Origin of the sequence: Leisingera methylohalidivorans DSM 14336 (assembly GCF_000511355.1) — a bacterium.
Taxonomy (GTDB): domain Bacteria; phylum Pseudomonadota; class Alphaproteobacteria; order Rhodobacterales; family Rhodobacteraceae; genus Leisingera; species Leisingera methylohalidivorans.
Genome location: NC_023135.1, coordinates 1598037 through 1610539, shown reverse-complemented (window position 1 = coordinate 1610539; position 12503 = coordinate 1598037). Strand labels below are relative to the sequence as shown.

Genomic DNA, 12503 nt, shown 5'->3' with positions numbered 1-12503 from the left:
AAGGCAGAAACAGTGCCGGGCAGGTAACAAGAGCCGGGGCGGTCGGAACCGCCCCGGCGTCACTGGTTCAGGCGCGGGGCAGGATCAGGAGTTGCCGCCCATCACCGCCTCTTGGGTCACGGATTCCTGGGTGTCTGCCAGCTCCGGGTCAGCAACCAGACCGTATTCGGCCAACGGGCCATCGGGGCCGGCAACCTCATCCGCGACGAAGAACTCGGCATATTCCTTGAGGCCGGGGATCACGCCGATGTGGGCTTTCTTGACGTAGAAGTACAGCGGGCGGGACACCGGGTATTCACCGGTTGCGATGCTCTCGGTCGAAGGAACCACACCGGACATGGTCGCAACCTGCAGCTTGTCGGTGTTGTTCTCATAGAACGCCAGACCAAAGACGCCAACGCCGTCGTTGTTGCTCTCGATGCGGGCCAGGGTCTCGGTGTAGTCGCCGTCGATGTCGACGGATTTGCCGTCGGTGCGCAGGGCAATACAGGCTTTCTCAGCCGCTTTCTTGTCGCCGCCGTTGGCCTCCTTGAAGGCGTCAAAGGCGCCGGTGGCTTCGCAACCTGCGAGGACCACCTTGTCTTCGAACACTTCGCGGGTGCCGTGCTTGGTGCCCGGAACAAAGGCCTGAATGTCCACAGCCGGGAAGTTCGGGTTTACATCGGCCCAGGTCTGGTTCGGGTTGTCGACCAGCTGACCGTCGAGCAGAACTTTGTCGGACAGCGCCAGGAACCAGTCGGTCGGGGTGTACTCGAAGGAGTTGGCGTTGATGTCGGAGGCAAACACAATGCCATCATAGCCGATGCGGACCTCGATGATGTCGGTCACGCCGTTTTCCGTGCAGGCGGCGATTTCCTTGTCCTTGATCTTGCGCGAGGCATTGGCGACGTCGATGGTGTTTTCACCGACGCCTTCGCAGAACCGCTTGAGCCCCGCCGAGGAGCCGCCGGATTCCACGACCGGGGTCGGGAAGTCGAAGTTTTCGCCAAAGGCTTCTGCGACAATCGAGGCATAGGGCAGCACGGTGGACGAACCGGCAACCTGCACCTGATCGCGGGCAGCTGCAGCGGTCGCCGATACGGCGGCGATTGCCAAGGTGGAAGCGGTCAGTTTCACAAAGGACATTTGTGTCTCCAAGAGTTTCAATGGTCGATCACCCCGTCGATGATCTTGTGCCCCCTCTTAGAAGCCGCTGATGAGCCTTTTGTGACGCCTGTGTAACAGCTGCATGACAAACCGCGTTCCTGCAGTAAAAAAGTGACACGAAGAAGAAAACCACCGCCGGGTCGTTCGGCGGCAGCTTGGATCGTTTCCTAGCAGCTTCAGGAGCTTATTCCGGCAGGATGACTGTGAAAACGGACCCTTGCCCTAATTCGCTTTCGACCCGCAGCCGCCCGCGGTGGCGGTTGATGATGTGTTTCACAATCGCCAGCCCCAGCCCGGTGCCCCCCATTTCGCGCGAGCGGTGGCTGTCGGCGCGATAGAAGCGCTCAGTCAGGCGCGGCAGGTGCACGGGATCGATTCCCGGACCGTTATCTATCACCTGGACCCGCGCGGCTGCTGCCCGCACGGCCGGGTCCCTTTCGGACCGGCTCAGCAGCACCCGAACCTCATCGCCGCCGTATTTCACGGCGTTTTCCAACAGGTTGGTGAAGACCTGCTGCAGCTGATCCGGATCACCAGTGACCAAGATGCCGCCTTGCGGTGCCTCCAGGTTCATTGACACGCCGCGAGCCTCGGCAACCGGGGCAAGGGTTTTCAGCGTCGATCCCAGATGGGCGCCCAGATCGACGCTCTGCTTTGGCCGCACCCGTTCTTCGCCTTCAACCCGGTTCAGGGATAGGAGATCCCCGACCAGGCGGTTCATCCGGCTGGCCTCACCCTCCATAATCGCGAGAAACCGGTCGCGGGCAGCGGTGTCGTCCTTGGCCGGGCCGCGCAGTGTTTCGATAAAGCCGATCAGGGCAGTCAGCGGCGTGCGCAGCTCATGGCTGACATTGGCGACGAAATCGCGGCGCATCTGGCCGGCCTGCTCACGCTCGGTCACGTCGTCAAAGCAGACCAGAACCGCGCCGCCGCTGACCGCGCCAATACCCGGCACATAGCGCAGCGTGACATCAAAGGTGGTGTCCTGGGCGCTGTCGTTGGCCAGGTGGCGGGCCGTCCGGGGCTCCCGGTCCCGAAGGCAGGCTTCGATCGCAGTTGCGACGCTGGGCTGGCGCAGAATAGTGGCGAAGTGACGCCCCTTCCCCTCCTGGCCCAGCAAGGCGGCAGCGGCGCTGTTCACGGCGATGAAACGTTCGGTCTGGTCCACCAGCACCGCAGGCATCGGGATCGCCGCCAGAAATCCGTCAATCAGATCAGTTGTCATCAGACCTCCGCGTAAATGTTTACGGCCTGCCTAGCGCTGCTGTGTAAAGCTGATGTGGCGGACCCGCACAACCAGCGCAAAAAGCGGCAGACGCCGGCCTGCTTACAGCGGCTTCAGCCCGGCCCGGAAGCGGCGCATGTTGTCCTGATACAGGAGCGCGCTTTGGGTCAGCTTTTCAGCCAGCGCTTCATCCACCTCGCGCACCACCTTGCCAGGGCTGCCCATCACCAGGGAGTTGTCGGGAATTTCCTTGTTCTCGGTGATCAGGGCGCCGGCGCCGATCAGGCAATTCTTGCCGATCCTGGCGCCATTCAGAATGGTGGCGCCCATGCCGACCAGGGTGTTTTCACCGATGGTGCAGCCATGCAGCATCGCCTTATGGCCGATGGTGCAGTTCCTGCCGATGGTCAGCGGGTAGCCAGCATCAATATGCATCACCACGTTTTCCTGCACGTTGGTGCCCTCGCAGATGCGGATTTCCTCGTGATCGGCGCGAATGGTGACACCGAACCAGACCGACGCGCCTGCCTCCATCACCACCTTGCCGATCAGGTTGGCATCCGGGGCGACCCAGGTGTCTTCGTGAATCTGCGGCTGGTGATCCCCTAGTGCATACAACGTCATGACTGCTCCTCGAACTGGGTTTGCAGGGTGCGGACATGGTCCTGAAGCCGGGGCTGCTGAATACGGCGCATGCGCTCGGCTTCGACAATGGTCTTCAGGCGTGCTTCGGTCTCGTCCAGATCATCGTTGACCAGCACATAATCGTAATAACCCCAGTGGCTGATCTCGTCCCAGCTTTTCTGCATCCGTTTGGAAATCACATCGTCGCTGTCCTGCGCGCGGGTTTCCAGGCGCCGGCGAAGTTCAGGGATCGACGGCGGCAGAATAAAGATCGACAGCGCGTGCTTGCCGAGGTCCGAGTTGCGGATCTGGATTTCGCCCTGCCAGTCGACGTCGAACAGAACGTCCTGGCCTGCCTCGATGGTGTCCTTCACCGGCCCCGCAGGGGAGCCGTAGAAGTTACCAAACACATGAGCGTGCTCCAGCATGCCGCCTTCTGCCACCTTCTGGCGGAACTCGTCCTCAGACATGAAGTAGTACTCACGGCCGTGCTCTTCGCCCGGGCGCGGGGCGCGGGTGGTAGCGGAGACCGAGAATTTGAGGCCCGGATCCCAGGCCATGAGGCGGCGGGCCAAGGTGGATTTACCAGCGCCCGAAGGCGATGAGAGGATGATCAAAAGGCCGCGGCGATCCGCCATCAGGACACTCCTTTTCTTATTCTATGTTCTGCACCTGCTCGCGCATCTGGTCGATCACGGTTTTCAGCTCAAGCCCAACCGCCGTCAAGGCGCTGTGCTGCGCTTTTGAACACAGCGTGTTGGCTTCGCGGTTGAACTCCTGCATCAGAAAGTCGAGCTTGCGGCCCACCGCGCCGCCCTTGGCCAGAAGATCGCGGGCAGCGGCAACATGGGCCCCGAGACGGTCCAATTCTTCGGTGACATCGGCCTTGACCGCGATCAGGGCCAATTCCTGGGCCACCCGGTCCGGATCTGCGCCTTCGGCATTGTCCATAACCCGCGCCAGATTGGCCTTGAGCGTTTCACCCATTTTCAGTTTGCGCTCTTCGGCGCGTTCCCCGGCCTGGGCCGTCAGCGCGGCAACCGCCTCCAGCTGGCTGTTAAGGATTTGGGCAAGCGCTGCACCCTCGGCCTCGCGCATCTGCACGAATTCGGCCACGAGGGTTTCCAATTCCCGGCTCAATCGCTTGACCAGCGGCGCCGGATCATCGTCACCCGAGGACTGCTCCAGGACTCCTTTGAAGTTGAGAACTTCGGCGGCAGAGGCCGGGCGGATATCCACCCGGTTCTGCTTTGCAATGGATTGTGTTTCAGCCAGCGACTTGATCACCGATTGCAGAATGGCAGCGTTTATCTGCATCTGCCCGGCGCCGTCTTCGCTGCGCGTAATGCGCAGGGTAAGCGAGACATTTCCGCGCGCAAGAGCTTTACTCAAGGTTGAACGGACATGGATTTCAAGGCCTTCCAGCCAATCCGGCACCCGAAGGCGCAGATCCAGCCCCTTGGCATTGACTGATCGGAGCTCCCAGCTCCAGCTGTGCTGGTCAGCGCTGCCTTGCTCCGAGGCAAAGGCGGTCATGCTGCGGATGGTCATGGGGCTGGCCCTCTTATCGCTGATTATTGGACAGCTCTACTGTCTCGAAAGTATAGGGTGCAAGTGCAATCGCATAACTGCGGGGCGCACAGCGTGTTAACCATTGCTTAAAGAAGTAGTCCAAATTTGAATTATATTGTGTCATCTTAACTTCAGGGTAACCAAACCGGCCCTAAGAGTTAACGCAGCCACCGGTTGCCGAAACAAAAGGGAAGGCCGGGGTTCGAGGGGATGAAGAGATGATTTTTGGCAGCCGCAGCAGTACTGAAGTGACCACAGGTCAGGACAAGGTTGTTTCCATGAACCGCTTCCGTAAGGGCGGCTCGCCATCGCCGCTGCGCCAAGCCGAAGCCTATTGGACCGCGCTGCGCCGCGGCGATGATGTGCCCAGCCGCTCGCAGATTGATCCGCGCGGGCTTGAGAATATCCTGAGCAATACATTCATTCTGGAACGGATCGCGCCTGGCATTGCCCGATTCCGCCTCGCTGGAACGCTGGTGAATGAAATGGCAGGCATGGAGGTGCGCGGCATGCCGGTGACGGCGTTCTTCACCACCGAGGCCCGAAAACAGCTGAGCTCGGCGATGGAGCACATGTTCGAAACACCCGCCATTGTTGAACTGGAGCTGCAAATCGAAGCGCCGCGCCAGCGCGCGCCGCGCGACGCCCGTATGCTGCTGCTGCCTTTGCGCAGCGATCTGGGAGATATCAGCCGGGTCCTGGGGGTTCTGGTCGCGGATGAGGGGGCGACCGCCACCTCGCAGCGTTTCTCGATCTCGTCGATCGAAATGCGCACGGTCGGCAAAGCCGCTGGCGCTGCCGGGTTCAAAGCCAAACCGCGAGACGCAGCTGCCGACAAGCGTCAGGACGCAAACCAGCCTAATCCGGGTTTCGCGGAGACCCAGGCCCGGTTCAAACCCGAACGTTCAATCCTTGACGAGGCCAAGGCGCTTCTGGAACGCAGCCGCACAGGTAAGCTTGGGGAACCGGCGGATACAGTCGCGGCGGCAACGGCCCCGAATGAAGGTAAGCGAAAGGCCGCTTCGCATCTGCGTTTGGTGGTTAACCGGGACTGACAGGCGGGCGCCGCGATACGCCCGCGGCGCAAAAGTATTATCTTTTCAAGTCCAAGGTCATAGCACTTGAAGTGACTGCGCCCCGCGGGAGAACCCCGGGGCGCTTTTTTTGCATGTGCAGTGACCTGGAAAGCCTCGCGCCGTGACAGCGCGCGCCTACTAAGGCCTCAGCCAGCCTGACGGGTGTTCTGCGAGGCCCGCAAAACAGACAGTTCCTCGGCCACCAGGAAAGCCAGTTCCAGCGATTGGCTGGCATTGAGGCGCGGATCGCAGGCGGTGTGGTAGCGGTCGCTCAGGTCCTCATCAGTCACCGCCCGGACACCACCAGTGCATTCGGTCACGTCCTGGCCGGTCATCTCGAAATGCACGCCGCCCGGGATAGTGCCTTCGGCCTTATGAACGCCAAAGAAGTCACGCACTTCGCGCAGAACGCTGTCGAAGGGGCGGGTTTTGTAACCGGTCGAGGATTTGATTGTGTTGCCATGCATCGGGTCACAGACCCAGGTGACATTGGCGCCCTCTTCCTTCACGGCCTTGACCAGGCGCGGAAGATGCTCGCCGGCCTTGCCTGCGCCGAAACGGGCGATCAGGGTCAGTTTGCCTTCTTCGTTCTCCGGGTTCAGGCGCGACATCAGCACCTTCAGGTCCTCAGCCGTGGTGGTCGGACCGCATTTGAGACCGATCGGATTCAGCACGCCGCGGCAGAATTCCACATGGGCACCGTCAGGCTGGCGGGTGCGGTCGCCGATCCAGATCATGTGGCCGGAACCGGCCAGCCATTTTCCAGAGGTCGAATCTAGCCGGGTCAGCGCTTCTTCGTATTCAAGCAGAAGCCCTTCGTGGCTGGTGTAGAAATCAACGGTCGAAAATTCATGGGTGGTGTCGGCGGTGATGCCGGCGGCAGCCATGAAATCGATGGTGTCCTGAATACGGTTTGCAATCTCGCTGTATTTCTGGACTTCCTGCTCATCCGTAAAGCCCAGGGTCCAGGAATGCACCCGGCTCATATCGGCAAACCCGCCGGTAGAGAAGGCGCGCAGCAGGTTCAGCGTTGCGGCGGCCTGGGTATAGGCCTGCAACATCTTTTGCGGGTTCGGAATGCGGGCGGCAGAGGTGAATTCCAGCTCATTGATGATGTCGCCGCGGTAGCTGGGCAGTTCGACGCCATCAATGGTTTCAGTCGGAGCGCTGCGCGGCTTGGCAAACTGGCCGGCCATGCGGCCCACTTTCACGACCGGCACTTTGGCGCCATAGGTCAGCACCATCGCCATCTGCAGCATCACCATGAAGGTGTCGCGGATCGCATCCGCGCTGAACTGGTCAAAGCTCTCGGCGCAGTCGCCGCCTTGCAGCAGGAAGGCTTCACCGCGCCCTGCAGCACCAAGATGCTGTTTCAGGCGGCGCGCCTCGCCGGCAAAGACCAGCGGCGGGAATTTGGAAAGCTGAGCCTCGACAGCATTCAGCGCTGCCGCATCCGTATAGTCCGGCATCTGAACCCGCGGCTTATTGCGCCAGTCCGTTTTTTGCCATTCGCTCATGACTTTATCTCCGCATCAGAGGTCTTTAATTTGTGTTGGGTGTTCTATACAAAATCCGCACCGGGGTGGCCAGTTTAGAATTGCGCCCACTTGACCCCGGGTCCAAGCTGTGAACACGGTTTCCCGACCTGCCGCGGAGCCTGCTGCCGCGGCCCGACTTGTTTCTTGAAGGACCCTTGCAATGCAGACGCCACGCAAGCCTGCTGTTTCTGGAGTTGAGGCCGGCCAGCCGAAGAGGTTCGTCTTTGTGCTGCTCGATAAGTTCACCATGCTTTCCTACGCATCGGCCGTCGAATGCCTGCGGATTGCCAACCGGATGAATGGCGAGGACAGTTATTCCTGGACTCTGATCGGTGAGGGCGGTGAAACGGTGACCTGTTCGGCCGGCACTACGTTCAATCTGGACGGGGATCTGAACGATCTGCACCGGGATGATGTGGTCATGCTGTGCTCCGGCATTGACGTGCAAGAATCCACCACCAAAAAGCTTTTGGCCTGGCTGCGCCGCGAAGCCCGCAAGGGGCTCACAATTGGCGGGCTTTGCACCGCCTCCTACACACTGGCCAAGGCAGGGCTACTGGACGGCAAACGGGCGACCATTCACTGGGAAAACGCCGACAGCTTTGCCGAGGAATTCGATGAGGTTGACCTGACCAAATCGGTCTTTGTGATCGATGGCAACCGGCTGTCCACCGCCGGCGGCACCTCGTCCATCGATCTGATGCTCAAGCTGATAGCTAATGATCATGGCGAGGAGCTGGCCAATGCGGTGGCGGACCAGTTGATTTATTCTTCGATACGGACCGACCAGGACACGCAGCGGCTGTCGATCCCGACCCGCATCGGAGTGCGCCATCCGAAGCTGTCGATGGTGATCCAGATGATGGAAGCCAATATCGAAGAGCCGATCAGCCCGTCGGTTCTGGCGCAGGATGTCGGCATGTCCACCCGTCAGCTGGAGCGCCTGTTCCGCCGTTACCTGAACCGGTCGCCCAAACGCTACTATATGGAGATCCGGCTGCAAAAGGCGCGGAACCTGCTGATGCAGACGGATATGAGCGTGATCAATGTGGCGCTGGCCTGCGGCTTTGCCTCACCGTCGCATTTCTCCAAATGCTACCGGGCGCATTACGACACAACGCCCTACCGCGAACGCGGCAGCAAGGCGGCAACGTACAAGGTGTGACCCGCGCGGCCTGCCTGCCGGTCAACGGGATAGCCTGAACAGCGCGCCTTCGCTTTCCGAAGCAAACCAAATACTACCGTCGGGCGCCTCCTGCACATCACGGATGCGCCCGGTTTCACCGCTGCGAAGCGTCTCCACTTCTTTCAGCGGCCTCCCTGAGAGCCGGGAAATATAGTCGAATTTCAGCGAGCCCACGAAGATATCTCCGCGCCACTCGGGCCACATCCGGCCGGAATAAATCATTATGCCGGACGGCGCGATGGAGGGATCCCAGTACCATTCCGGCTGCTCCATTCCGGGTTTCGCAGTGCCTTCTCCGATTTTGCCACCCGAGTAATGGCGCCCGTAGGAAATCACCGGCCAACCGTAATTGGCACCCTTGCGGACCCTGTTCACCTCATCGCCGCCTTTGGCACCGTGTTCAGCGACCCATAGATTGCCTTGAAGATCCAGCGCCATGCCTTGCGGATTGCGGTGTCCGTAAGACCAGATCTCCGGCTGTGCGCCTTCCGCGCCCGTAAAGGGGTTGCCGGCGGGTACCGAACCGTCGCGGTTAATCCGCACCACCGATCCCTGGTGGAGCCGCAAGTTCTGTGCACTGCGCCGGTCGCCGCGTTCGCCCAGCGAAATGAACAGGCTTCCGTCCCTTGCTTCCACCACACGGGAGCCGAAATGCCGCCCGCCCAAGGCACCAGGCACAGCTTCGAACAGAACCCGAAGGCTCGTCAGGCGCGTGTTGTCCGGTGTCAGCCGTGCAACAGCCAAGGCGGTGCCGGCGCCGCGCCCCTGACGTTTGGCGAAGGTCAGAAAGATCTCTTGGCTTTGCGCAAAATCCCTTGGCACCATCACATCCAGCAGGCCGCCCTGCCCTTCGGCGGCCACGGGAGGCGCCCCTTCAACACGTTGTTTACGTCCCGCACTGACATGAAATAACTGCCCATCCCGTTCTGTCACCAGCAGGCTGCCATCCGGCAGGAAATCAAATGCCCAAGGCACATCAAATCCATCGGCCATCAGCGTTACAACAAGGTTCCCCTGGCTGGTCGGGAGCTTCTCTGCATAAGACGCCGTGCAGACAATCATCAGCATGGCGGCGGCCGTCAAAAGGCGTGAATACTTCAGCATTGAGGTCTTTTCCTTCTTTTGATTCCCCTGTAAATCCACGCCCGCGCTGCATCCGGGGATGCATATAGAGGTGCCGTATAAACCAAGCGGCCCAGGGAAAACTGTTCCGGTTCAATAAGACTTTTCTTTTTGAACTGGCTTGCCTAGGGTCCGATGTGAACATTTTTGTTCCAACAATGGGAGTTTTCAAATGAAGAAACTGCTGATGGCCACCGCGGCCGCTGCGCTGACGGCTGGCACTGCATTTGCCGGCGGCCATGCCAAGGAAGTGAAGCTCGGCATCCTGTTCGGTTTCACCGGCCCGATTGAATCGCTGACGCCGGCAATGGCCAGCGGCGCGGAATTGGCGATGGAGGAAGTCACCAAGTCCGGCAAACTGCTGGACGGCGCGACCGTCAGCTCTGTACGCGCTGACAACGGCTGCGTCGACAACGGCCTGGCTGTTGCCAACGCCGAGAAAATCATTTCTGAAGGCGTCAACGGCATTGTCGGCGGCGACTGCTCCGGCGTGACCGGTGCAGTTCTGCAAAACGTGGCCATTCCGAACGGCATGGTAATGATTTCCCCTTCCGCCAGCTCGCCCGGCCTGACCACGATGGAAGACAATGGCCTGTTCTTCCGCACCACCCCTTCGGACGCACGCCAGGGTGAAATCATGGCTGAGGTGCTGAAAGAGCGCGGCGTGTCGTCGATTGCCCTGACCTACACCAACAACGACTACGGCAAAGGTCTTGCCGACTCGATCCAGGCTGCGTTCGAGGCGGCGGGCGGCGAAGTCACCATCGTTGCCGCTCACGAAGACGGCAAGGGCGACTATTCGGCTGAAGTTGGTGCGCTGGCCTCTGCAGGCGGCGATGTACTGGTCGTTGCCGGCTATCTCGACCAAGGCGGTCTGGGCATCATCCAAGGCTCGCTGGACAGCGGAGCGTTTGACATGTTTGGCCTGCCCGACGGTATGATCGGGGATTCCCTGCCGAAAAACATCGGCCCAGACCTGAATGGGTCTTTCGGCCAAATCGCAGGTTCGGACAGTGAAGGCTCCAAGATTTTTGCTGAAATGGCCAAGGAAGCAGGCTTTGACGGCACTTCGGCCTACGCACCTGAGTCCTACGATGCAGCGGCATTGTTCCTGCTGGCAATGCAGGCTGCCAATTCAACCGCACCTGCGGACTACATGGGCAAGGTTCTGGATATTGCCAACGCACCGGGCGAACCCATCAATCCGGGTGAGCTGGGCAAAGCACTGGAAATTCTCGCCGCCGGCGGTGAGATCGACTATCAGGGCGCAACCGGCGTTGAGCTGATCGGCCCGGGTGAAAGCGCAGGTTCTTACCGCGAAGTGGAAGTCAAAGACGGCAAGATCGAAACCGTCAAATTCCGCTGATAAGCAACTGAAAATACACAGCGAAAGATCAGCCCGGGTTCCGCCCGGGCTGTTCCAAATTAAAAAGCGCCGCGAAATCGCGGCAGGGGATGAAATGTCATGATCGTCGTCGAGGACTTGCATAAGCACTTCGGCGGGTTCCACGCGGTGGACGGCGCTTCGCTGGAAATCGCTAAGGGGTCCATAACCGGTTTGATCGGCCCGAACGGGGCCGGCAAAACCACTTTATTCAATGTAATCGCAGGAGTTCTGCCGCCGACCTCCGGCCGGGTCACTATGGATGGTGAGGATATCACCGGCCTGCCCCCGCACGAGCTCTTCCACAAGGGGCTGCTGCGCACTTTCCAGATCGCGCATGAGTTCTCTTCGATGACCTGCCGGGAAAACCTGATGATGGTGCCCGGCAACCAGTCGGGCGAAACTCTGTGGAACACCTGGTTCGGCCGCAAGCGGATCGCCAGCGAGGAACGGGCGCTACGGGCCAAGGCCGATGAAGTGCTGGAATTCCTCACCATCAGCCATATAGCCGATCTGAAGGCGGGCGAGATCTCGGGCGGCCAGAAAAAGCTGCTGGAATTGGGCCGCACCATGATGGTGGATGCCAAGATCGTTTTCCTGGACGAGGTCGGTGCCGGCGTGAACCGGACCCTGCTCTACACCATTGCCGATGCGATCAAGCGTCTGAATGAAGAGCGCGGTTATACCTTTGTCGTCATCGAACACGACATGGAATTCATCGGCCGCCTCTGCGACCCGGTGATCTGCATGGCTGAAGGCAAGAAACTGGCCGAGGGCACCTTGGACGAGATCAAGGCGAATGAGCAGGTGATCGAGGCCTATCTGGGCACCGGCCTGAAGAACAAAGACAAGCTGGCCAAGGCTTGATGCCTTGGCGCCGCGTTGCCGCCCGGATAGGGGAACGGAGCATATGAATGTCTGAACCATTTTTGATTGGCGACTGCATGACAGGCGGATACGGCAAAGGGCCGGATATCCTGCATGACTGCACGATCGCCGTGAACCCCGGCGAGATCGCCGTAATAGTTGGCCCAAATGGCGCCGGGAAATCCACTGCCATGAAGGCGGTGTTCGGGATGCTGAACGTGCACTCGGGCACGGTGCGGCTGGGCGGCGAGGATATCACCGCGCTGTCACCGCAGGACCGGGTGGTCAAGGGCATGGGATTTGTGCCCCAGACCAGCAACATCTTCACCTCGATGACGGTGGAGGAGAACCTGGAGATGGGTGCGTTTATCCGCACCGATGATTTTACGGACACGATGGAGCAGGTCTATGAACTGTTCCCGATCCTGCGCGACAAGCGCAGCCAACCGGCCGGAGAGCTGTCCGGCGGCCAGCGCCAGCAGGTGGCCGTGGGCCGCGCGCTGATGACCAAGCCCAAGGTTCTGATGCTGGACGAACCCACAGCGGGCGTCTCTCCCATCGTGATGGATGAGCTGTTCGACCGGATCATCGAGGTCGCCCGCACCGGGCTGCCGATCCTGATGGTGGAGCAGAACGCCAAACAAGCGCTTGAGATCGCGGACAAAGGCTATGTTCTGGTGCAGGGGCGCAATGCCTATACCGGCACCGGGAAAGAGCTGCTGGCTGATCCCGAAGTGCGCAAATCGTTCTTGGGGGGCTGATA

The 12503-nt window shown here is 60.3% G+C and carries 12 protein-coding genes; 5 read left to right on the top strand and 7 right to left on the bottom strand.

The genetic code is table 11. The features are described 5' to 3' along the window. Positions 1–84: 84 nt before the first annotated feature. The 5 genes from METH_RS08015 to METH_RS07995 form a co-directional block, all read right to left on the bottom strand. Entirely contained in the window at positions 85–1125 is a 1041-nt protein-coding gene (locus METH_RS08015; protein WP_024089937.1) for a substrate-binding domain-containing protein, read from the bottom strand. A 205-nt stretch (positions 1126–1330) separates the two neighbouring features. Beyond that, on the bottom strand, positions 1331–2371 hold the full coding sequence (locus METH_RS08010) for a sensor histidine kinase (protein ID WP_024089936.1): 1041 nt from the start codon (positions 2369–2371) through the stop codon (positions 1331–1333). 102 nt (positions 2372–2473) lie between these two features. Continuing rightward, entirely contained in the window at positions 2474–2995 is a 522-nt protein-coding gene (locus tag METH_RS08005; protein ID WP_024089935.1) for a gamma carbonic anhydrase family protein, read from the bottom strand. Further along, positions 2992–3633, bottom strand: coding sequence for a guanylate kinase (gene gmk / locus METH_RS08000; protein WP_024089934.1), 642 nt, complete (start codon positions 3631–3633; stop codon positions 2992–2994). The genes METH_RS08005 and gmk overlap by 4 nt, the downstream gene beginning before the upstream one ends. 16 nt (positions 3634–3649) lie before the next feature. Then, complete coding sequence (locus METH_RS07995; protein WP_024089933.1) at positions 3650–4546, bottom strand: YicC/YloC family endoribonuclease; 897 nt, start codon at positions 4544–4546, stop codon at positions 3650–3652. A gap of 239 nt (positions 4547–4785) precedes the next feature. On the opposite strand from METH_RS07995, the gene METH_RS07990 reads away from it, so the two are divergent. Continuing rightward, on the top strand, positions 4786–5622 hold the full coding sequence (locus tag METH_RS07990; RefSeq protein WP_024089932.1) for a PAS domain-containing protein: 837 nt from the start codon (positions 4786–4788) through the stop codon (positions 5620–5622). A 167-nt stretch (positions 5623–5789) separates the two neighbouring features. Here METH_RS07990 and METH_RS07985 read toward each other — a convergent pair whose 3' ends face one another. Beyond that, positions 5790–7160 (bottom strand): class II 3-deoxy-7-phosphoheptulonate synthase, encoded by a 1371-nt coding sequence (locus METH_RS07985; RefSeq protein WP_024089931.1) that lies wholly within the window; start codon positions 7158–7160, stop codon positions 5790–5792. Positions 7161–7341: 181 nt separating this feature from the next. Here METH_RS07985 and METH_RS07980 point away from each other — a divergent pair, with 181 nt between their 5' ends. Further along, the gene (locus METH_RS07980; protein ID WP_024089930.1) at positions 7342–8346 is read left to right on the top strand and encodes a GlxA family transcriptional regulator; all 1005 of its coding nucleotides are present in this window, start codon (positions 7342–7344) and stop codon (positions 8344–8346) included. 21 nt (positions 8347–8367) lie between these two features. Here METH_RS07980 and METH_RS07975 read toward each other — a convergent pair whose 3' ends face one another. Next, positions 8368–9471 carry a PQQ-dependent sugar dehydrogenase gene (locus tag METH_RS07975; protein WP_024089929.1) on the bottom strand — a complete coding sequence of 368 codons (1104 nt, stop codon included), beginning with the start codon at positions 9469–9471 and terminating at the stop codon, positions 8368–8370. A 190-nt stretch (positions 9472–9661) separates the two neighbouring features. Here METH_RS07975 and METH_RS07970 point away from each other — a divergent pair, with 190 nt between their 5' ends. From METH_RS07970 to METH_RS07960, 3 genes are all read left to right on the top strand, one after another. Beyond that, the gene (locus tag METH_RS07970) at positions 9662–10855 is read left to right on the top strand and encodes an ABC transporter substrate-binding protein (protein WP_024089928.1); all 1194 of its coding nucleotides are present in this window, start codon (positions 9662–9664) and stop codon (positions 10853–10855) included. 99 nt (positions 10856–10954) lie between these two features. Then, a complete protein-coding gene (locus METH_RS07965; RefSeq protein WP_024089927.1) occupies positions 10955–11740 on the top strand; it encodes an ABC transporter ATP-binding protein in 786 nt (261 codons plus the stop codon). A 47-nt stretch (positions 11741–11787) separates the two neighbouring features. Beyond that, entirely contained in the window at positions 11788–12501 is a 714-nt protein-coding gene (locus METH_RS07960; protein ID WP_024089926.1) for an ABC transporter ATP-binding protein, read from the top strand. The last annotated feature ends 2 nt before the right edge of the window (positions 12502–12503 follow it).